Below are 21,860 nucleotides of genomic sequence, written 5' to 3' on the forward strand. Positions count from 1 at the left end.
AAAGACCAAATTCTTTGCGGATTTGGTCTTTTTTATTAGATAGCGTATGTTTTGAAATAGTTTTCAATGACTTGTGCGTCTTCTTCTGTTCGAGAAATCACCACGACAATGTCAAATCCAGCTAATGTACAAACTTTTTCACTCATCGATACTTCATCGATTGCTGCAGACAAAATAGGGGCATTGTCAGGAATCGTATTAATTAAGGTTAAAAACTGTACACGATCAACTTTTGTTACCACATCTTGAATGATATGAATTAAACGTTGATTTTCAGTTTCTTCTGTTTGTCCTTGATTTTCTTGGAACAATTCAAACTTTGCCTGACCTGTGCCATCAGGAGACTTCACGATTTGTAAGTCACGAATGTCACGTGAAATCGTTGCTTGTGTTGCAGTTACTCCTTCTTTTTCTAAAAGATGTAACAATTCTTCTTGTGTACGAATCGTATGGTTATTCACAAGTTGTTTAATTAATACATGGCGATCTGCTTTACGCACATGATTCAGCTCCTTTTTGCATATAAATTCATTTCTTATCATAGCAAAAGATGTTTAAAATAGATAGTTTTAAGATGCTAAAAAAGAAAAAAGAGCTTGTGATAACAGTCAACTTTATAAGAAGTTATCCGAAAGATAGACAGTTTGTTCCTACAATACAACAGGGCTTCACTAGCATTTGCACATTGCTTCTATCTTATTGCTTCTATCTTATTGCTTATTCGGATAGTCTGATCTGATTTTGACTTGTAACACATACTCTTGAAAAAGAATTAATGTCAGTCTAATTGAAGTGACATCATGATGTCTGAATCAAGATATTTATTATTAACCATTGGGATTTCTTGAAAACCAAATTTTTTGTAGAGTAACAAAGCAGTCGGTAGTTTATGGTCTGTGTACAAAATAATTTTTTCAGCTTGTTGTTTTTTCGCTGTTTGAATGGCGGTTTCCATCAATAAATTGCCAAGTTTTAAGCCTTTGTATTTCTCGGTTACCGCTAGTTTGGCTAATTCAAATGTGTGGTCGTCCACACGGATCAATGAAACTGTCCCAACGATTTCTTGTTTGTATTTTGCAAAAAAGATAAAGCCACCGTTATCCAAAATAATTTCTTTTGGCGCATTTAAGATTTTGACGTCTTCTGGTTCAACCGTCACGTATTTTTCTAACCATTCATATCCTAGACGTTTGAAATCCGCGAGATATTTTTCTTCATAAAATACAATTTCAACCTGTTCCATTTCATCACCCTCCATCTTTAAATTATTAAAAATTATAACATATTGGCAGTCATGTAATTGAGAAATAAAAATAAAGGATTTAATGGTTGCATATTTTGTCATGCTGTTATATACTATCAAAGGTGTGTTAAGTAATTCTTAAGGCACTTGATAAATCCACATTCTAAGAATATTTTCTATGGGGTGCTTAGACATTCTAAGTCCAGAGGAGAGCTTTAAAACTTAGGAGAGGGAAAAAATAAAAACCAAATTGGAGGAAACACAAAATGGCAGTAATTTCTATGAAACAATTACTAGAAGCCGGCGTACACTTTGGTCACCAAACACGTCGCTGGAACCCAAAAATGAAGAAATATATCTTCACAGAAAGAAACGGAATCTACATCATTGACTTACAAAAAACAGTTAAATTAGTAGATGCTGCTTACGATTACATGAAAGAAGTCGCTGAAGATGGCGGAATCGCTTTATTCGTAGGAACTAAAAAACAAGCTCAAGAAGCTATCAAAGAAGAAGCTATCCGCGCTGGTCAATACTATGTAAACCACCGTTGGTTAGGTGGAACTTTAACAAACTGGGAAACAATCCAAAAACGTATTTCTCGTTTGAAACAAATCAATGCAATGGAACAAGATGGAACATTTGATGTTTTACCTAAAAAAGAAGTTGCTGGTTTGAACAAAGAACGTGAACGTTTAGAAAAATTCTTAGGCGGTATCGCTGATATGCCAAGAATTCCAGACGTAATGTACGTGGTTGACCCTCGTAAAGAACGTATTGCAATTCAAGAAGCACACAAATTAAATATCCCAATCGTTGCTATGGTTGATACAAACTGTGACCCAGACGAAATCGACGTAGTAATCCCTTCAAATGACGATGCTATCCGCGCCGTTAAATTGATTACTTCTAAAATGGCAGATGCTTTCATCGAAGGTAACCAAGGTGAAGATCAAGTAGTTGAAGAAGATTTCGTAGCTGAAGAAGCTGCAACTTCAATTGAAGAAATTGTTGATGTAGTAGAAGGCGACAACGCATCAGCTGAATAATTTTTAAACGACGGAGCTGTTTCAAAGGCTAGGCGAAAAGCCGCACTCTCCTTTGAAGCAGCTTTTTTTAAAAAACTAACACATATTTCAGGAGGAAATTCAAAAATGGCTCAAATCTCAGCTAAATTAGTAAAAGAATTACGCGACATGACTGGCGTAGGTATGATGGATGCTAAAAAAGCATTAGTAGAAGTAGAAGGCGACATCGATAAAGCAGTTGACTTTTTACGCGAAAAAGGTATGGCAAAAGCTGCTAAGAAAAATGACCGTATCGCTGCTGAAGGTTTAGCTGCAGTTGCAGTTAACGGAAACACTGCTGCAATCGTAGAAGTAAACTCTGAAACAGACTTCGTATCTAAAAATGAAAAATTCCAAACTTTAGTAAAAGAAATCGCTGAAGTGATTGCTGCAAACAAACCAGCTGACATGGATGCTGCAGTGGAATTAGAAATTTCTACTGGCGTAATGAAAGATGCTTTGATTGAAGCAACTCAAGTAATCGGTGAAAAAATCAGCTTCCGTCGTTTTGAGGTTGTTGAAAAAGATGATAACGCAGCATTTGGCGGCTACCTACACATGGGCGGACGTATCGCTGTATTAACTGTTGTAGAAGGTACAACTGATGAAGAAGTTGCAAAAGACGTAGCAATGCACGTTGCTGCAATCAACCCTCGTTATGTTGACGAATCTCAAATTCCTCAAGAAGAATTAGATCACGAAAAATCAGTATTAACTGAACAAGCATTAAACGAAGGCAAACCAGCGAATATCGTTGAAAAAATGGTTGTTGGACGTTTGAATAAATTCAAAGCGGAAATCTCATTAGTAGACCAACCATTCGTTAAAGATCCAGATATGACAGTAGCTAAATATGTTGCTTCAAAAGGCGCTACTGTAAAATCATTCACTCGTTTTGAAGTGGGCGAAGGTATCGAAAAACGTGAAGATAACTTTGTAGAAGAAGTTATGAGCCAAGTGAATAAATAAGTCTGTTCCTAGAACAGGTGGGAACGCATGAAAATGCGCTCCCTTTTTTTAAGCAAAATTAGATTTATCAATGAACGCTCATAACTGGGCAAATTGCTACTATAAGGAATAGAGAATTTACGGAGGAATCATCATGGTAAAACCAAAATATCAACGTGTTGTTTTAAAATTAAGTGGAGAAGCTTTAGCTGGGGATGAAGGATTTGGTATTAAACCACCAACTATCCAAGAAATCGTTAAAGAATTGAAACAAGTTCATGATTTAGGCGTAGAATTAGCTATCGTTGTTGGTGGTGGAAATATTTGGCGTGGACAAATCGGTGCACAAATGGGTATGGAACGTGCGCAAGCAGATTATATGGGCATGCTGGCAACAGTAATGAATGCTTTAGCATTACAAGATACACTTGAAAATGCCGGGGTACCAACTCGTGTACAAACATCAATTGATATGCGTCAAATCGCAGAACCGTACATTCGTCGTCGTGCAGAACGTCACTTAGAAAAAGGACGCGTAGTTATTTTTGCTGGAGGAACAGGAAATCCATATTTCTCAACAGATACAACTGCAGCATTAAGAGCAGCTGAAATTAATGCTGATGTTATCTTGATGGCTAAAAATAATGTGGATGGTGTCTACTCTGCCGATCCTAAAGTAGATACAAGTGCTGTTAAATTTGAAGAATTAACACATTTAGATGTTATCTCTAAAGGATTACAAGTAATGGATTCTACCGCAAGTTCTTTAAGTATGGATAACGATATTCCATTAGTTGTATTTAACTTAAATGAAGCTGGAAATATTCAACGTGCTATTTTAGGTGAAAATATTGGTACAACTGTACGCGGAAAATAATAAAAAGAATCGTTAATTACTCTTGAGAGTGGTTAACGATTCTTTTATTATTAAAACAGAAGAATCTAGTTTTTAATGGTTAAAGGTTGTATATTCGACTAGAAATCACGTATAATAAAGATATTGGCAAAGCTTGCATATTTGATGAATAAAGGTTGTTTTAAGAAAACTACAACAGTTTTTTCACCAAGTTTTGTGCAAAGAATTTATTTTAAAAATAAAAATTTAGGGTTTCCAGACTTTTGTGTGGGAACTATTAGTGAGGGGAAATAAAATGGCAGATCAAATTTTTACAGAAGCACAAGAGAAAATGAAAAAAGCAGCAGATAGCTTGCAACGTGATTTAGGACAAATTCGTGCAGGTCGTGCGAACGCCAGTCTTTTAGACCGCGTTTCAGTTGTTTATTATGGCGTACCTACACCATTAAACCAAATGGCATCTATTACGATTCCAGAAGCACGCGTATTAATGGTAACACCATTTGACAAATCAATGTTACAAGAAGTTGAAAAATCAATTATGGCATCTGATTTAGGAATTACACCAACAAATGATGGTAACGTGATTCGTTTGGTACTTCCTCAATTAACAGAAGAACGTCGTAAAGAGTTAGCAAAAGACGTTAAAAAAGCAGCAGAAAATGCAAAAGTTGCTGTTCGTAATGCACGTCGTGATGCGATTGACGCTTACAAAAAACAACAAAAAGCAAGTGAAATCACTGAAGATGATTTGAAAGATTCAGAAAAAGAAATACAAACATTAACAGATGAAAGCATTAAAAACTTAGATGCGATTGCAGCAGAAAAAGAAAAAGAACTTTTAGAAGTTTAATTTTTAAGGTGAAACTATGTAAAAATAGTTTCGCCTTTTTATTATTCTATTAAAAAACAGCTAAAATTATTCGATTTCTATTAATAAATTAGCGGAACTCCTTTTTTTTATAGGCAATATTTCTTATTATTGCTATAATGTAAAGGATGAATTTTTTAAATTGGGATGATAGGAGAGAACAAGATGCTACGTTTTTTTCCACAAAAGAACAAATACATCCAGGAAGAAGGGGAATTTGAATTCCAAAAAGAATTGCCAGTCCCCAAACATATAGCAATTATTATGGATGGAAATGGACGATGGGCCCAAAACCGTCGTTTGCCTCGAGTAGCGGGGCATAAGGAAGGCATGGAAACAGTCAAAAAAATTACGAAACATGCTTCTCATTTAGGTGTACAAGTGTTAACACTTTATGCCTTTTCGACTGAAAATTGGAAACGCCCAACCGAAGAAGTCGACTTTTTGATGCAGTTGCCAGTTGATTTTTTTGATACATTTGTACCTGAATTAATTAAAGAAAATGTTCGCGTGAATGTCATGGGCTATCAAGAATTTTTACCTAAACACACACAAGATGCAGTCGAGCGAGCAATGGCACAAACAAAAGATAACACCGGCATGATTTTGAATTTCGCCTTAAACTATGGAAGCCGCGCAGAAATCGTTTCTGCAGTAAAAGCGGTGTATCAGGAAGTTTCAGAGCAATCTGGTGATATCGAGACAATTAATGAAGAAATGATTGCCAATCATTTGATGACAGGATTTCTACCAACTGAATTACGTGATCCAGAACTATTAATTCGTACGAGTGGTGAGGAGCGTATTAGTAATTTTCTTCTTTGGCAAATTGCATACAGTGAATTGTTCTTCACTGACGCTTTGTGGCCAGATTTTAACGAATCATTATTGGAGACATCCATTGCGAGTTTCCAAAATCGAGATCGCCGCTTTGGTGGGTTGAAAAACAAGGAGGAGAAAAAATGAGACAACGTGTAATTACGGCAGTTGTTGCGTTAGCACTATTTTTACCAATTATTTACTTTGATTTTGGTGGTATATCTGTTGCGTTGTTAGGAGCAGCATTAGCAGTTGTTGGTGTATATGAATTGTTCCGGATGAAAGGTTTGGCAATGCTAAGTTTTGAAGGCGTCCTTTCCGGATTAGGAGCGGTAATTTTAGTGTTACCGAGAGAATGGTTTGTGTTCTTACCTGATAAAACCGATAAATTTATGTTATTTTACTTTATCGTGATGTTATTATTAGGTATTTCAGTTATTTCCAAGAATACGTATACGATTGATGAAGCAGCCTTTCCGGTTATTGCGAGTTTATATGCAGGTGTCGGTTTTGAAAGTTTTGTTAATGCACGTATGGAAAACCTAATCGTTTTATGTTTTGGATTATTTATTGTTTGGGCAACAGATATTGGTGCCTATATGGTCGGCAGACAATATGGTAAAAATAAACTGTGGCCAGACATTTCACCAAACAAAACAATTGAAGGCGCATTGGGTGGCATTTTAAGTGCAGTAGTTGTGGCAGCAATTTATCTAGCCATTTTCCATAGTAGCGATGCGTTTGGTCATAATTCTTTTGTGATGATTTTATTGACAATCATTTTCTCAATTGTTGGTCAATTTGGCGATTTAGTTGAGTCTGCGATTAAACGTCATTATAAAGTCAAAGATTCAGGAAATATTTTACCTGGACATGGCGGTATTTTAGATCGCTTTGACAGTATGTTATTTGTTTTTCCGATTATGAGCCTTTTAGGCGTATTTTAAAAAAGGAACGTTTCAGCATCAAAGGCTGGAACGTTTTTTTATGGTTAGGGAGTAAATACTACTTGGAACGTTAAATTCTTGTTACAAAGTGGGGGATTAATTGTGAATTGGTTGAGATATGATAAAATAGTGGAGTATTTAACCTAATATTTGTAGGAAATAACATAAAGAGAGGAGCAAACAGATGAAGACTGTTTTAGTATTTTTAATTGTCTTCTCGGTCGTGGTAGTTATTCATGAGTTTGGTCATTTTTATTTTGCGAAACGCGCCGGTATTTTAGTACGGGAATTTGCAATTGGCATGGGACCAAAACTATTTAGTCATCAAGGTAAAGATGGCACGACATATACCATTCGAGCCTTACCAATGGGTGGTTATGTCCGAATGGCTGGCTATGAAGAAGAAGAGGAAATTAAAGCAGGCATGCAAGTGGGGCTAGTATTGGATCAAAAAGATACTGTCGTTAAAATTAATACGAGTCATAAAGTCCAACTAACCAATGCTATTCCTTTAGAAGTCGCGCAACAAGATTTAGTAGATGCGTTAACGATTACTGGCTATGTGAATGGCGATGAGAGTCAAACAGTTACTTATCCCGTTGCTCATGATGCGATAATCATTGAAGAAGATGGGACGGAAGTACGCATTGCCCCAAGAGATGTGCAATTCCAATCTGCGAAATTATGGCAACGAATGTTGACGAATTTTGCTGGTCCGATGAACAATTTCTTATTAACGATTGCTATTTTTATTTTAGCAGCTTTCCTTAATGGTGGTTCTGCGGATAGAAATTCGACAATAATAAATGTTGTTGAAAATGGAGCTGCTGCAAGTGCAGGATTAAAAGACGGCGATGAAATTATGGCTATTAACCAAGAACCTGTGGAAAATTGGGCACAAGTTAGCCAAATTATTCAAGCCAATCCTGAGAAAGAATTACAGATTGAAGTCAAACGTGAGAATCAAACGCAAACCTTTACGGCAGTGCCTAAAGCGATTGAAGCGGGAGAACAAAAAGTTGGACAACTAGGCATACAAGCACCATTAAAAACGGGCTTTTTCGATAAAATCATCGGTGGTTTTCAAGAAAGTATTGCAGCGTTCTTCCGAATAATTGATGCTTTACGCTCACTATTAACAAACTTTAGTATCGATCAATTAGGAGGGCCGGTTGCTATCTTCCAACTATCATCAGAAGCCGCAAAACAAGGACCAATGACGGTGCTCATGATGACAGCGATGATTTCAATCAACTTAGGTATTTTCAACTTATTACCAATTCCCGGTTTAGATGGTGGGAAATTGCTGTTAAATATCATTGAAGGTGTTCGGGGGAAACCTTTAAGTCAAGAAAAAGAAGGAATCATTACATTAGTTGGTTTTGGTTTATTGATGTTATTGATGGTTCTTGTGACTTGGAATGATATTCAGCGCTTTTTCTTTTAATTGAAAGTTGAAGATAGTAAAGGAGATAAAAATGAAACAGTCGAAACTTTTGATTCCAACATTACGAGAAATCCCTTCAGAAGCTGATATAAGAAGTCATCAACTCTTAGTTCGAGCAGGATTTATTCGTCAGGTATCTAGTGGAATCTATATGTATCTACCCTTAGCGCATCGAGTGATTGAAAAAATAAAAAAAATCATTCGTGAAGAATTTGAAAAGATTAACGCAGTAGAAATGACGATGCCGATTTTACTTCCCAAAGAATTATGGAAAGAATCTGGACGTTACGATTCGTATGGTGACGCCTTATATCGCTTAGAAGATCGCAAGCAGCGAGAATATATTTTGAGTCCGACTCATGAAGAAATTTTTACAGAATTAGTCCGTAATGAAATTTTTTCTTATAAAGATTTACCGCTAAATCTTTATCAAATTCAAAATAAATATCGTGATGAAATTCGTCCCCGTTTTGGTTTATTGCGTAGCCGAGAATTCTTGATGTGTGATGGTTATTCGTTTCACTCTTCTGAAGAAAGTTTAGAAGCACAGTATCGTCAATATGAACAAGCGTATCGTGAAATTTTTACGCGTTGCGATGTGGTTTTCAAAAGTGTTTTAGGAGATAGTGGTTTTATGGGTGGAAAAGAATCCAAAGAATTTATGGCAATTTCTGAAGTAGGAGAAGATATTATTTGTTCTTCAACTGAAAGTGATTATGCGGCGAATCGTGAAATGGCAACGAGTTTATACGCTTCTAAAAAATCGCATGCCACATTTCTAGAAAAAGAAAAAGTAGCGACGCCAAATACACATACGATTCAAGAAGTTACTGAGTTATTAGCGATTGGTCCAGAAAAAATCATTAAGTCACTCTTTTTCATGGCGGATGAACAGCCAATCCTTATCTTGATGCGAGGCGATCATGAGTTGAATTTAGTGAAATTAAAGAACTATCTAGGAAAGCAAACTTTACGTGAGGGCTCTGCAGAAGAAGCCCAACAAATTTTTGGTGCTTCTTTTGGTTCGATTGGTCCCGTAAATGTATCTGATGAAGTTCGTATTTTTGCTGATTTATATGTGCAAGATTTAGTGAATAGCGTGTCTGGAGCAAATGAAGACGGTTATCATTTTATTAATGTGAATGCTAGTCGTGATTTTAAAGTGACAGAATATGTTGATTTACATTTAGTACAAGAAGGCGATCTTTCTCCAGATGGTGCTGGTGAAATCATCTTCCATCGTGGAGTGGAAATTGGACATATTTTCAAACTACGCACGTATTATAGTGAGAAAATGAATGCAATGGTGGCAGATGAAACAGGAACAGACATTCCAGTGTTGATGGGCTGTTATGGAATTGGCGTTAGTCGTTTATTAGCAACTATTGCGGAACAACACAGCGATGATACGGGGATTTCATGGCCTAAAGAAATTGCGCCATTTGATGTTCATTTATTGCAAATGGATATGACGGACGATTACCAAGCAAATTTGACTGAAGAAGTAGAAACTGCATTACAATTAGCAGGCTATGAAGTATTAACAGATGATCGTAAAGAACGTCCAGGTATCAAATTTGTTGAAGCCGATTTGATTGGTTGCCCAATCCGTATTACGATTGGCAAAAAAGCGGTTGAAGGTGTTGTAGAAATTAAAATTAAAAAAACTGGTGCAGCGATAGAAGTGCGTAAAGAAGAGTTAGCGACTACGTTAAGTATTTTATTAAGCACAGAATAAAAAGAAGTCTAGGATACTCGTCAAATGATGAATGTCCTAGACTTCTTTAATGAAAATGAAAGAAAAAAAGAGTATACTAGAATGTACGATATAAAAAGGGAGGAGTCAACTTGTCTAAAGAAAGAGAGAAGTTTGAAATATTATTGGATCAAATGCAATTAGATCCAGAGATACAAAAACATCCCTTACTACAAACAGGAAAAATGACCCAAGTCGTGGTACATCGCCAGTCAAAATGTTGGTCATTTACCTTGGGATTTGAAAAAATATTGCCTGCGATGTTGTATCAAAATTTTTACCAACATCTCCAACTTGCATTTAAAGATATTGCAGATGTACAACTACGAATTGAAGCAGAAGACAATCAGTTTGATGAACAGTTATTACAAGACTATTGGTCGTTAGCATTAGCGAACCAAAACTGTGATACGCCATTAGTGAAACAAGTGTTAAAATCACAATTTCCTAAAATGCAAGAGAAGCGTATTGTATTGCCAGTAACCAATGATGCGGTGATTTCCATTTTGCAACAGCAATATTTACCGCTGGTTGAAACAAATTATCAACGTTTTGGTTTCGATCGTTTTCGTATCCAACCAATTCTTGACCATAAACAAGCAGAAGCAGACTTGCAAGAATTGGCACAACGTCAACAAGAACAGCATGAAGCATTTATGCAACAAGCCGTAGAAAGTATCGCTTCGAATGAACAACGCAAAAAAGAGAAAAAACAAGCGCCAGCTGCTTTGGAAGGTCCTATTATGTTAGGGCGCAATATTCCTGCTGATGAACTAATCACTCCAATGGGAAATATTTTGGAAGAAGAACGTCGTGTGACGATTCAAGGATATGTATTTGATAAAGAAGTGCGTGAATTACGATCAAAACGTAAGATTTTAATCTTAAAAATTACCGACTATACGTCATCATTTATCGTTAAAAAATTCTCAAATGGCGAGAAAGATGAACAAATATTTGATGCGATTTCGAAAGGTAGTTGGCTAAAAGTTCGTGGAAGTATTCAAGAAGATACCTTCATGCGCGATTTGGTTATGAATGCGCAAGATTTAATGGAAATCAAACATGAATCACGTAAAGATTATGCACCTGAAGGCGAAAAACGTGTGGAATTACATCTACATTCCAATATGAGTACGATGGATGCGACCAATAATGTGGGAGATTTAGTTGCACAAGCCGGTAAGTGGGGCCACAAAGCGATGGCGATTACCGATCACGGGGGGGCACAAGCCTTTCCTGATGCCCATCAAGCCGGAAAAAAAGCAGGCGTTAAAATTATCTATGGCGTGGAAGCAAATGTAGTGGATGATGGTGTCGAAGTTGCTTACAATGCACAACCTGTTCCATTAACTGATGCAACCTATGTCGTTTTTGACGTGGAAACAACTGGTTTATCAGCTGTTTACGACACGATTATTGAATTAGCCGCTGTGAAAATGCATAAAGGAAATGTCGAATCGTCTTTTGATGAATTTATTGATCCTGGACATCGTTTATCTAATACAACCGTGAATTTAACAGGAATTACAGATGAAATGGTTCGTGGGTCAAAATCGGAGGAAGAGGTTTTACGATTGTTCCGTGAATTTTCAGAAGGGGCAATTCTCGTTGCCCATAATGCTTCATTTGATATGGGCTTTTTAAATATGAGTTATAAAAAATACGGTATTCCTGAAGCCGATAATCCGGTTATTGATACGCTGGAATTGGCTCGTTACTTGTATCCTGAATTTAAACGTTTTGGTTTAGGGGTATTATCGAAAAAATTTGGTGTTTCATTGGAACAACATCACCGTGCGATTTATGATGCGGAAGCCACAGGGCACTTGGCGTGGATTTTCGTTAAAGAAGCGATTGAAAAACATGATATGTTGCTTCATGAAGATTTAAACCGTCATGTTGGTGGGGCAAATTCGATTAAAGCTGCTCGACCATTTCACGCAACGATTTTGGTGAAAACTCAAGCAGGTTTAAAAAATCTCTTTAAACTAATTTCGATGTCTAATATTACTTATTTCCATGACAAAGCGCCACGGATTCCTCGGTCAGAATTAGGGAAATTACGTGATGGTTTACTGGTAGGGACTGCCTGTGATAAAGGCGAAGTCTTTGTTGCTATGATGCAAAAAGGATATGAAGCAGCGAAAGAGAAAGCGAAGTTTTATGATTATATCGAAGTGATGCCAAAACCTGTTTATGCACCGTTGATTGAGCAAGAATTAGTGAAAAGTGAAAAAGATTTAGAAGATATTATTCAAAAATTAGTTGCGATTGGTGATGAACTAGGTAAACCTGTTGTTGCTACAGGAAATGTGCACTATTTGAATGAAGAAGATGCTATTTATCGTAAAATTTTGATTAATTCAATGGGGGGCGCCAATCCTTTAAATCGCCACAGTTTACCAAAAGTACATTTTAGAACCACCGATGAAATGTTGACAGAATTCCAATTTTTAGGCAATGAACTTGCGAAAAAAATCGTCGTGGAAAATCCAAACGATTTAGTCGACAGTTGTGAGGTAGTCGTACCTGTTAAAGACGATTTATATACGCCAAAAATTCCAGGATCTGAACAAGAAATTACCGATTTGAGTTACAATCGTGCCAGAGAAATTTATGGTAATCCATTACCAGAAATTGTTGAAAAACGGTTAGAAAAAGAACTGAATTCGATTATCGGAAATGGTTTCTCCGTTATCTACTTAATTTCACAAAAATTGGTACACAAGAGTAATCAAGATGGGTATTTGGTTGGTTCTCGTGGATCGGTTGGTTCTAGTTTTGTGGCGACGATGACAGGGATTACCGAAGTCAATCCATTAGCCCCGCATTATTTTTGTCCAGAATGCCAATATTCAGAGTTTTATGAAGATGGTTCCTATGGTTCAGGTTTTGATATGCCTGAAAAAGCTTGTCCAAAATGTGGTACGCGTTTGAAAAAAGATGGTCATGATATTCCATTTGAGACTTTCTTAGGTTTCCATGGAGATAAAGTACCCGATATCGATTTGAACTTCTCAGGAGAATATCAGCCAGAAGCGCATAACTATACGAAAGTCTTGTTTGGTGAGGAATACGTGTACCGTGCGGGAACAATTGGTACAGTTGCAGATAAGACCGCCTATGGTTTCGTAAAAGGTTATGAGCGTGATCATAATCTGCATTATAGAGGTGCTGAAATTGATCGCTTAGCCAAAGGTGCGACAGGTGTTAAACGGACGACTGGTCAGCATCCGGGTGGGATTATTGTTATTCCTGACTATATGGACGTGTATGATTTCACGCCGATTCAATATCCTGCTGATGATTTGGATTCTGAATGGCGAACCACTCACTTTGATTTCCATTCGATTCATGACAATATTTTGAAACTTGATATCCTAGGACACGATGATCCGACCGTGATTCGTATGTTGCAAGATTTATCGGGAATTGATCCGAAAACTATCCCAACCGATGATCCAGAAGTGATGCGTATTTTTGAAGGGACCGATGTATTAGGTGTTCATCCTGATGCCATTTATTCTAAGACTGGAACGCTAGGTATTCCAGAATTTGGTACCCGTTTTGTACGAGGAATGTTGGAGCAAACCCATCCATCGACTTTTGCGGAATTACTCCAAATTTCTGGACTATCACATGGAACCGACGTATGGTTAGGTAACGCCGAAGAACTGATCCGTCAAGGTACAGCAGATTTAGCGAATGTAATTGGGTGTCGTGATGATATCATGGTTTATTTAATGCATGCTGGATTAGATGATGGATTAGCCTTTAAGATTATGGAAAGTGTGCGTAAAGGAAAAGGAATTCCGGATGATTGGCAAGTCGAAATGAAGAAACAAAATGTACCCGATTGGTATATTGATTCTTGTTTGAAAATCAAGTATATGTTCCCGAAAGCCCATGCGGCAGCGTATGTGTTAATGGCATTACGTGTGGCATATTTCAAAGTGTATTTCCCAATTCTATATTATTGTGCATATTTCTCGGTTCGTGCAGATGACTTTGACTTAGTTGCGATGGCAAAAGGAAAAGATGCAGTGAAAGAACGAATGAAAGAAATTACCGATAAAGGGATGGATGCATCCACGAAAGAGAAAAACTTATTAACTGTTTTAGAGTTGTGTAATGAAATGATTGAACGCGGGTATGAATTTGGGATGATTGATTTATACAAATCAGACGCTGAAAATTTTGTAATTGATGGGAAAAAATTAATTGCCCCATTCCGTGCAGTACCTAGTTTGGGTCTAAACGTAGCGAAACAAATCGTAGAAGCGCGTAAAAATGGTCCGTTCTTATCTAAAGAAGATTTGGCTAATCGTGGGAAAGTATCTAAGACATTAATTGAGTATATGACAGACAATGGGGTGTTAAAAGATTTACCAGATGAAAACCAACTATCACTATTTGATATGTGATAAAAGAAAGACAAGCAATCAGATTTTTTCTGACTGCTTGTCTTTTTAAATACGTGTTAACTTGGCAACAACTTCGCAGCGTGCTGTTTGTGGAAACATATCGACAGATTGCAAATAATCGACTTTGAAAACTGTGGATAATTTTTTCAAATCTTTTGCTAAAGTGGAGACGTTACAGGAGACGTAGACTAACTTTTTAGGCGTATGTTTTAAAATCGCTTGTAATAATTTGTCGTCTAAACCGGTACGTGGTGGATCAACTACGATACTATCAGGTGTAAATCCGTCATTTAGCCATTTCGGTAGTAAATCTTCTGCAGTGCCAGTCTCATAATGGGTGTTTTCATAGCCCATACGTTGAGCATTTCGTTTGGCATCGGCAATCGCTTGGGGAATAATATCCATCCCACGCACTTCTTTGGCTTTATCCGCCACACTTAAACCAATTGTTCCAACACCACAATACGCATCAACCACTGTTTCATTCTCCGTAATCTCGAGTGCTTTAATGGCCTCGTTATACAAGACACTTGTTTGTTTCGGATTTAATTGGAAAAATGCACGGGCCGATAAATCGAAAATTAATCCATTTAAATGTTCTTCAATAGCTTCTTTGCCCCATAAATGGAGGGTATCGTCACCCATTACAAGAGATGTTTTTTTATTTTGGACGTTTTGCATGATGGAAACGACTTCTGGTAGACGTTGGTTGATTTCACGAATTAGGGCATTTTTTTGTGGTAATTTAGGTGAATTTGTAATGAAGACTAGTTGTGTTTCACCCGTTTCAATACCAATTCGTACCATTAATGTGCGTAAAATTCCCGAATTTTTTCGTTCATCGTAAATTGGAATTTGATATTTGTTTACTAATTGCATGACCGTATTAATGACTTTTTGCGTGGTTTTTTCTTGCACCAAGCAATCGTCAATCGCCACAAGACGATGGGAATTTTGTTCATATAATCCAGCTTCAGCCCGCATTTGTTTGGCATTATAGCGTAATTGGAATTGTGCTTTATTGCGGTAATGCCATGGATCATCCATCCCTAAGGTATCACGCAATTCATAGTTTTGATAATTCTTAGGTTTGAATTTGGCTAATGCTTGTGCTAATAAATCTTTTTTGAAATCTAATTGTTTGTTATAAGATAAATGTTGCAACTGGCAACCGCCACAACGATCGTAAAAATGACACGGAGGTTGTACACGATCACGACTTTTTTTGACAATTTTCGTTAGCGCTGCTTCAGCAAAAGTTGGTGTTGCTTTGGTTACTTTGGCAATAATTTCTTCTCCTGGTAATGCTCGCGGGACAAAAATAATCAGACGTTTATAATAGCCAATACCTTCACCATTGATGCCTAGCCGTTTAATTTTCAGTTGTAATGTTTGTCCAGTATTTAGTTGTATAGTTGACATAAGTGCTCCTTTATGTAGATTAATCTTATCCATTTTAACATAGTTCATCCGTCTTGCCTAAAAAAGTATGGTAAAATGGAGTGTTCACTCTGATTGTTTCTTTGCTCCGTTAAATATGGTCTAACAATTCCTCTGATAGCATCCTTTTTATTGGTTATTTCAGTTTATTTTGTTTAAAATAGAATGTATGTTCGTGAGGTGAAGAAATGTTAAAAGTAATAAATGTACGCAAAGAAAAAGGTGCTTTTTATCAAGTCAGTTTTGAAGATAAACGAGAGTTACGAATTTCTGAGGATTTATTAGTTCGTCATCGTTTATTAAAAGGGACCGAGATTGACGAAACGACATTTGAAGAATTAAAAAAAAGCGCAGGATATGATGTTGGTTTACAAATGGCGATGAATTATATTAGTTATCAACTTCGGACAGAACAAGAAATGCGAAGTTATTTGAAAGAGAAAGAAATCAATACCGAAGACAGTCAGAAAATTATTCAACGCTTAAAAGAATTACAATTGATTGATGATGTCGTGTATGGTCAGAGTTATATTCGTACGCAACTACGTTTGAGTGATAAAGGGCCACAAGCATTGATGCAGCAACTACGTAAAAAAGGCGTGAAAGAAGATGTAATTCAAGAAGTAATGATCCTTTATACAAACGAACAACAAATAGAAATTGGATTACGAACAGCGAATAAAATGTTACGAACCATTCGTGGGAAAAGTCATCGTGAAACATTACAAAAATTACGCATGAAGTTAATGCAAAAAGGCTTCTCTAACGATGTTATTACAATTGTTATGGAAGAAATTCCTAACGAAAAAGACGATGAAGAAGAATGGGAAGCATTACAAAAAGAAGGGACGAAATTAGTCCGTAGACATCGTACAGATAAACAAAAAATAAAACAAAAATTGTATCAAAAAGGATTTGATTTTGATTTAATCCAACGATTTATTGATGAGGAAGTAATAGATGGAGACTGAAAACTGGTTGGAATGGGATGAAGATACCATTCATTCTTTCCAAGAGATATTTTTAACTTGGTATCACCAAGAAAAACGGAATTTACCTTGGCGTGCGAATACGCATCCCTATAATATTTGGATTTCTGAAATCATGTTGCAACAAACCCGTGTCGATACAGTCATTGGTTATTATTATCGCTTCATGGAAGAATTTCCGACAATTCAAGACCTAGCTAACGCGGATGAACAAAAGTTATTGAAAATTTGGGAAGGTTTAGGTTACTATTCGCGTGCTCGAAACTTAAAAGTAGCTGCGCAACAAATCATGGATGACTTTGATGGTGTCTTTCCAAATACACCAGAAGAGATTAGTACATTAAAAGGAATTGGCCCTTATACCACAGGCGCAATTAGTAGTATTGCATTTGGTTTACCTGAACCAGCGATTGATGGCAATATCATGCGAGTGGTTAGCCGTTTATTTGAAATAGACGAGGATATTGCTAAAGCTAGTAGCCGGAAAGTATTTGATGCAGCAACACGAGCAATTATTTCTCATGAACAACCTGGTGAGATGAATCAAGCGTTTATGGATTTAGGTTCAAATATCTGCAATCCTACTGCACCAAGATGTGAAGAATGCCCAATTCAACAATTTTGCTTAGCTTACAAAAACAAGCGTCAAACACAATTTCCAATTAAAACGAAAAAAATGAAACCAAAAGATGTCTATTATATTGCTGGAGCGATTGAAAATGCCAATCATGAATTTTTATTGCTACAACGACCTGAAACTGGACTATTAGCCAAAATGTGGCATTTTCCATTACAAGAAGTCACTAAACAGGAATACACAGAATTCGTTCATACTTGGCAAAAAGATGACGAACAGCAATTGAGTTCAGATTTAGTGGCAGAAGAGTTGTCACCACAAATTTTTGATGACTTTCCGGTTGTTTGGCAAAAGAAACACTATGGTGAAATCACGCATATTTTTAGTCATTTGAAATGGCATGTTCTTTTATTTTATGGTCGTACCAGAGAAAACTTTGTACCAGAAAATGGGCAATGGGTTCAATCAGATGATTTTTCAACATTCGTTTTTCCAAAACCACAACAAAAACTGGTATCACAGTTCAATAAATATCAGAAACTTGATAAACATTTCTAGGCAAGGACGTTTTTTATTGCTATAATATTAACGATGTCGGTGTAATGAACACCCAAACAAATGCGAATAAGGTTCGCTGAGGGAAGGGTTGCTATGCGAGTTCCAAAAGAAGGCGAGTTTGTCAGCATTCAAAGCTACAAGCATGATGGCAATTTGCATCGTACGTGGCGAGATACTATGGTATTGAAAACCAGCGAACATTCCATGATTGGTGTTAACGATCATACATTGGTAACTGAATCGGATGGAAGACGTTGGGTAACCCGAGAACCAGCTATTGTGTACTTTCACAAAAAATACTGGTTTAATGTAATAGCAATGATTCGAGAAAAGGGGGTTTCCTATTATTGTAACCTAGCTTCACCTTATTTATTGGATGAAGAAGCACTGAAATACATTGATTATGATTTAGATATCAAAGTTTTTCCTGATGGCGAAAAACGATTATTGGATGTTGATGAATATGAATTGCACAGCAAAATCATGCATTATCCACAAGATGTCGATTTTATTCTAAAGGAAAACGTCAAAATTTTAGTCGATTGGATCAATAATGGAAAAGGACCATTCTCCGAGGGTTATGTCGATATATGGTATAACCGCTACAAGCAATTGTCGCAGAAATGAAAGTAACAACGAAAAGGAAGCGAGCAGTCTTATAAGATTGCTCGCTTCTTTTTATAAAATGGAAAAAGAAAGGATTTATAGTTTTGCTACAAATTCTTTCTTTTCTTAAACTTCCTTCGTCATGGCCACATGCTCAATTTCGGCATCTAAAAAGATGTCGCCTTCTGCTTGATAACCTAAGCGCTCGTAAAATGGGACCGCAGTTAGTTGTGCGCCTAATACGAGTTGTTGATAACCTTGTTCTTTGGCGAAGTCTTCTGCAGCATCCATGATGACTTTTCCAAGCCCTTTTTGGCGGTGTTCGTTTAAAACAGCCATGCGTTGGACTTTCATCGTTTGATTTTCCTTAGGCAATAGACGAACAGTTGCTAAAGGCTGTCTTTGTTCATCATATAAAACAAAATGTACGGTGTGTGCTTCGTATTGGTCAATTTCCAATTCTAAAGGAACATTTTGTTCAATCACAAAAACTTGGTTGCGTATTTTTAATGCGTCTAAATAAATATCACTCATGGTATCTCTTGTATGTGCAATTAACACGTTCATCACCTCACCATAATTATAATCTTCTTTTAATGGAATGAATAGTTTAAAAGAAGATTTTTTTTGGTAATTAGCATATAATTAATTCAAATTAGAAGGAGGTTAGTTATGTTTGAACGAGTGAAACAATCAAAACTCTTTTTTTGGTCACTAGAATTATTAGTTTTAGCAACATTAATTTTGGTTTTATCAAAAATTGGTTTTGTTTTTCAACCAGTCGTAACATTTTTTACGACATTGTTTGCGCCGGTCTTAATTGCGGGCTTTTTGTATTACCTATTAAATCCAATGGTTGAGTTATTAACCAAAAGACTAAAAATCAAACGAATCATCGCTATTGTTATTGTCTTTGTTCTATTGGTTCTAGCATTAGTCTTAATGATTAGTAGCATTATTCCAAACTTAGTGATTCAGATATCACAATTAGCAGAAAATATTCCTGATTTTGTGGAACAAGTGGAAAATTGGGCATATGGCATTGCCGATACTGAAATCGTTAAACAAATGTTTAAACAAGTCGATGTAATGGAACAATTGGAAAAGATGAACTTATCTTATGGAGCGATTCTACAACGCTTTTTAAGTGGACTGTCTAGTAGTTTAGGCTCAATTGTTGGCTCAATTGCCTCTGCGACAATGACATTAGTTACTGCACCATTTATTTTGTTTTACATGTTAAAAGATGGTGATAAAGTTGTTCCAAACATTGAAAAAGCAATCCCAGAAAAACGACGCGAGCAAGTCAAAGAATTATTGGGTAAACTAAATAAAACATTGTCAAACTACATTAGTGGCCAAGCAATTGAATGTATTTTTGTTGCTACATTTACTTTCTTAGGTTATTTAATTATCGGCGTAGACTACGCGTTCTTATTTGGTGTTATTGCGGGTATTACTAATTTAATCCCTTATCTAGGTCCTTATTTAGGTTTATTACCAGCAGTAGCAGTAACCATTTTCAATGATCCGTTTAAGGCATTGTTATGTTGTGTAGTCGTGTTAATTGTTCAACAATTAGATGGTAATATTATCTATCCAAACGTTATTGGTAAGAGTTTAGCTATCCATCCATTGACTATTATTATTGTGTTATTAGTTGCTGGAAATATAGCTGGTTTGCTAGGAATTTTCCTAGGTGTACCTTTCTATGCAGTATGTCGTACAATTGTTTTATTTATAATTCAGGTTATAAAAGAAGATAAAACGAAGCAAAAACAAGGGGAATTATTAGGATAAAAAAGAATTCAATTACTTTTTATTGCAAAGAAAACCCCTTTATGATACGATTTTAGCGTGGCGATTGCCACGCTTTTTTTTCAATAATTTGTAAAAATAAGGAGAGAATGCAACTATGAATGCTGACCCCGAGAGTCAGTCGCTATTAGCGCAAATATTGTTGTTAATTGTTTTAACATTGGTGAATGCTTTTTTAGCAGCATCAGAAATGTCGCTTGTTTCGATTAATAGAAATCGTGTCGAACAAAAGGCAGAAGAGGGAGATACAAAATCCCAAAAATTATTAAAAATATTAGAAAATCCAACGAATTTTCTATCGACAATCCAAGTCGGAATTACGTTAGTCAATATCTTGTCAGGGGCTTCGTTAGCTGACAGTTTGTCTAGCTATCTTGCACCGTATTTAGGTGGCGGAGTAGCGGCAAAAAGTTTAGCAAGTATCATTGTCTTGGCAATTTTGACGTATGTCTCAATTGTATTTGGCGAATTATATCCTAAACGAATCGCTTTAAACAAGTCTGAAGAGGTTGCTCAATTCACTTCTGGTGCAATTCGTTATATTGGAATTATTGCCAAACCGTTCGTATGGTTGTTGTCGGCTTCGACAAACTTACTTTCACGATTAACGCCAATGACATTTGACGATGAAGATGCAAAAATGACGCGCGATGAAATGCGTTACATGATGGAAACTGAAGGTGTGTTTGAAGACAGCGAGTTGGAAATGTTACAAGGAATTTTTTCTTTGGATACGAAAGTTGCCAGAGAAGTAATGGTTCCACGTACCGATGCCTTTATGGTTGATATTCATGATGACGTAAAAGAAAATATGGATAAAATTTTAGCTGAAAACTTCTCACGTATTCCAGTCTACAATGAAGACAAAGATAAAGTGATTGGTGTTCTGCATACAAAAACCTTACTAAAAAGTGCATACAATGTTGGTTTTGATAATCTTGATTTAAAAGAATTGTTACAAGAACCTTTATTTGTTCCTGAAACAGTCTTTATTGATGATTTATTGTATGAATTGAAAAAGACGCAAAACCAAATGGCGATTCTTTTAGATGAATATGGTGGTGTGGTTGGTTTAGTCACGCTGGAAGATTTATTAGAAGAAATTGTTGGTGAAATTGATGATGAGTCAGATGAAATTGAATCATTATATGAAAAAATTTCTGAAGATGAATACATTATTCAAGGTCGCATGTTAATCGATGACTTTAATGAACTTTTCCATACAAATCTACATATGTCAGATGTAGATACAATGGCAGGTTACTTTATTACTGCATTAGGAACAATTCCTGATGAAGACGATAAATTATCCTTTGATGTAGATAATGTCACTTTAACTTCAGAGGAAATGGAAGGCACTCGTGTCTTGAAGCTACGTGCAAAATTCCGTGAAGAAGAAGTGGATATTGAACCTGAAGAGGAACGACGCTTCTTCCGTAAAGACTTTGAAGAGGATGAACCAAGACGATAGTAAACTACGGGGTCTATGAT

General features: G+C 36.4%; 18 protein-coding genes. 14 read left to right on the top strand and 4 right to left on the bottom strand.

The features are described 5' to 3' along the window. Positions 1-35: 35 nt before the first annotated feature. Positions 36-500 carry an arginine repressor gene (locus tag PYW32_RS04950; RefSeq protein WP_016175441.1) on the bottom strand — a complete coding sequence of 155 codons (465 nt, stop codon included), beginning with the start codon at positions 498-500 and terminating at the stop codon, positions 36-38. 278 nt (positions 501-778) lie between these two features. Then, entirely contained in the window at positions 779-1,243 is a 465-nt protein-coding gene (locus PYW32_RS04955; protein WP_016175440.1) for a GNAT family N-acetyltransferase, read from the bottom strand. A gap of 266 nt (positions 1,244-1,509) precedes the next feature. Between PYW32_RS04955 and rpsB the strand changes: the two genes are divergently transcribed. The 9 genes from rpsB (at position 1,510) to PYW32_RS05000 (ending at position 14,381) form a co-directional block, all read left to right on the top strand. Next, positions 1,510-2,292: a 30S ribosomal protein S2 gene (gene rpsB, locus PYW32_RS04960; RefSeq protein WP_016175439.1), complete on the top strand. Its 783-nt coding sequence runs from the start codon at positions 1,510-1,512 to the stop codon at positions 2,290-2,292. A 105-nt stretch (positions 2,293-2,397) separates the two neighbouring features. Further along, positions 2,398-3,279 carry a translation elongation factor Ts gene (gene tsf / locus PYW32_RS04965; protein WP_016175438.1) on the top strand — a complete coding sequence of 294 codons (882 nt, stop codon included), beginning with the start codon at positions 2,398-2,400 and terminating at the stop codon, positions 3,277-3,279. Positions 3,280-3,412: 133 nt separating this feature from the next. Next, positions 3,413-4,135, top strand: coding sequence for a UMP kinase (gene pyrH / locus PYW32_RS04970; RefSeq protein WP_016175437.1), 723 nt, complete (start codon positions 3,413-3,415; stop codon positions 4,133-4,135). 274 nt (positions 4,136-4,409) lie between these two features. Then, entirely contained in the window at positions 4,410-4,967 is a 558-nt protein-coding gene (frr, locus tag PYW32_RS04975) for a ribosome recycling factor (RefSeq protein ID WP_016175436.1), read from the top strand. Between the two features lie 183 nt (positions 4,968-5,150). After that, a complete protein-coding gene (locus tag PYW32_RS04980; protein WP_016175435.1) occupies positions 5,151-5,951 on the top strand; it encodes an undecaprenyl pyrophosphate synthase in 801 nt (266 codons plus the stop codon). After that, positions 5,948-6,751, top strand: a complete 804-nt coding sequence (locus tag PYW32_RS04985; RefSeq protein WP_016175434.1) for a phosphatidate cytidylyltransferase — start codon at positions 5,948-5,950, stop codon at positions 6,749-6,751. Before PYW32_RS04980 ends, PYW32_RS04985 begins: the two co-directional genes overlap by 4 nt. A 184-nt stretch (positions 6,752-6,935) precedes the next feature. Next, positions 6,936-8,198, top strand: a complete 1,263-nt coding sequence (rseP, locus tag PYW32_RS04990; RefSeq protein ID WP_016175433.1) for an RIP metalloprotease RseP — start codon at positions 6,936-6,938, stop codon at positions 8,196-8,198. A 31-nt stretch (positions 8,199-8,229) separates the two neighbouring features. Beyond that, complete coding sequence (locus PYW32_RS04995; protein WP_016175432.1) at positions 8,230-9,936, top strand: proline--tRNA ligase; 1,707 nt, start codon at positions 8,230-8,232, stop codon at positions 9,934-9,936. Positions 9,937-10,046: 110 nt separating this feature from the next. Then, positions 10,047-14,381: a PolC-type DNA polymerase III gene (locus PYW32_RS05000; RefSeq protein ID WP_016175431.1), complete on the top strand. Its 4,335-nt coding sequence runs from the start codon at positions 10,047-10,049 to the stop codon at positions 14,379-14,381. A gap of 45 nt (positions 14,382-14,426) precedes the next feature. On the opposite strand, the gene rlmD is transcribed toward PYW32_RS05000, so the two are convergent. Continuing rightward, entirely contained in the window at positions 14,427-15,803 is a 1,377-nt protein-coding gene (gene rlmD, locus PYW32_RS05005; protein WP_016175430.1) for a 23S rRNA (uracil(1939)-C(5))-methyltransferase RlmD, read from the bottom strand. Positions 15,804-16,009: 206 nt separating this feature from the next. Here rlmD and recX point away from each other — a divergent pair, with 206 nt between their 5' ends. The 3 genes from recX (at position 16,010) to ntdP (ending at position 18,572) form a co-directional block, all read left to right on the top strand. Continuing rightward, a complete protein-coding gene (recX, locus tag PYW32_RS05010; RefSeq protein ID WP_016175429.1) occupies positions 16,010-16,792 on the top strand; it encodes a recombination regulator RecX in 783 nt (260 codons plus the stop codon). Further along, positions 16,782-17,945: an A/G-specific adenine glycosylase gene (mutY, locus tag PYW32_RS05015; protein WP_016175428.1), complete on the top strand. Its 1,164-nt coding sequence runs from the start codon at positions 16,782-16,784 to the stop codon at positions 17,943-17,945. Before recX ends, mutY begins: the two co-directional genes overlap by 11 nt. 93 nt (positions 17,946-18,038) lie before the next feature. Then, positions 18,039-18,572, top strand: coding sequence for a nucleoside tri-diphosphate phosphatase (gene ntdP, locus PYW32_RS05020; RefSeq protein WP_016175427.1), 534 nt, complete (start codon positions 18,039-18,041; stop codon positions 18,570-18,572). 105 nt (positions 18,573-18,677) lie between these two features. On the opposite strand, the gene PYW32_RS05025 is transcribed toward ntdP, so the two are convergent. Next, complete coding sequence (locus tag PYW32_RS05025; RefSeq protein WP_016175426.1) at positions 18,678-19,112, bottom strand: GNAT family N-acetyltransferase; 435 nt, start codon at positions 19,110-19,112, stop codon at positions 18,678-18,680. 111 nt (positions 19,113-19,223) lie between these two features. Between PYW32_RS05025 and PYW32_RS05030 the strand changes: the two genes are divergently transcribed. Together PYW32_RS05030 and PYW32_RS05035 are read left to right on the top strand one after the other, a co-directional pair. Further along, entirely contained in the window at positions 19,224-20,351 is a 1,128-nt protein-coding gene (locus tag PYW32_RS05030) for an AI-2E family transporter (RefSeq protein ID WP_016175425.1), read from the top strand. 115 nt (positions 20,352-20,466) lie between these two features. Continuing rightward, positions 20,467-21,840, top strand: coding sequence for a hemolysin family protein (locus tag PYW32_RS05035; protein ID WP_016175424.1), 1,374 nt, complete (start codon positions 20,467-20,469; stop codon positions 21,838-21,840). Positions 21,841-21,860: the final 20 nt, after the last annotated feature.

The sequence above is a fragment of the Enterococcus saccharolyticus subsp. saccharolyticus genome (assembly GCF_029023825.1).
GTDB lineage: Bacteria > Bacillota > Bacilli > Lactobacillales > Enterococcaceae > Enterococcus_F > Enterococcus_F saccharolyticus.

Excerpts from the sequence above, each read along its gene's own strand:
- PYW32_RS04955 (WP_016175440.1), bottom strand. The coding sequence starts at position 1,243 with ATGGAACAGGTTGAAATTGTATTTTATGAAGAAAAATATCTCGCGGAT.
- rpsB (WP_016175439.1), top strand. The coding sequence starts at position 1,510 with ATGGCAGTAATTTCTATGAAACAATTACTAGAAGCCGGCGTACACTTT.
- tsf (WP_016175438.1), top strand. The coding sequence starts at position 2,398 with ATGGCTCAAATCTCAGCTAAATTAGTAAAAGAATTACGCGACATGACT.
- pyrH (WP_016175437.1), top strand. The coding sequence starts at position 3,413 with ATGGTAAAACCAAAATATCAACGTGTTGTTTTAAAATTAAGTGGAGAA.
- frr (WP_016175436.1), top strand. The coding sequence starts at position 4,410 with ATGGCAGATCAAATTTTTACAGAAGCACAAGAGAAAATGAAAAAAGCA.
- PYW32_RS04980 (WP_016175435.1), top strand. The coding sequence starts at position 5,151 with ATGCTACGTTTTTTTCCACAAAAGAACAAATACATCCAGGAAGAAGGG.
- PYW32_RS04985 (WP_016175434.1), top strand. The coding sequence starts at position 5,948 with ATGAGACAACGTGTAATTACGGCAGTTGTTGCGTTAGCACTATTTTTA.
- rseP (WP_016175433.1), top strand. The coding sequence starts at position 6,936 with ATGAAGACTGTTTTAGTATTTTTAATTGTCTTCTCGGTCGTGGTAGTT.
- PYW32_RS04995 (WP_016175432.1), top strand. The coding sequence starts at position 8,230 with ATGAAACAGTCGAAACTTTTGATTCCAACATTACGAGAAATCCCTTCA.
- rlmD (WP_016175430.1), bottom strand. The coding sequence starts at position 15,803 with ATGTCAACTATACAACTAAATACTGGACAAACATTACAACTGAAAATT.
- recX (WP_016175429.1), top strand. The coding sequence starts at position 16,010 with ATGTTAAAAGTAATAAATGTACGCAAAGAAAAAGGTGCTTTTTATCAA.
- mutY (WP_016175428.1), top strand. The coding sequence starts at position 16,782 with ATGGAGACTGAAAACTGGTTGGAATGGGATGAAGATACCATTCATTCT.
- ntdP (WP_016175427.1), top strand. The coding sequence starts at position 18,039 with ATGCGAGTTCCAAAAGAAGGCGAGTTTGTCAGCATTCAAAGCTACAAG.
- PYW32_RS05030 (WP_016175425.1), top strand. The coding sequence starts at position 19,224 with ATGTTTGAACGAGTGAAACAATCAAAACTCTTTTTTTGGTCACTAGAA.
- PYW32_RS05035 (WP_016175424.1), top strand. The coding sequence starts at position 20,467 with ATGAATGCTGACCCCGAGAGTCAGTCGCTATTAGCGCAAATATTGTTG.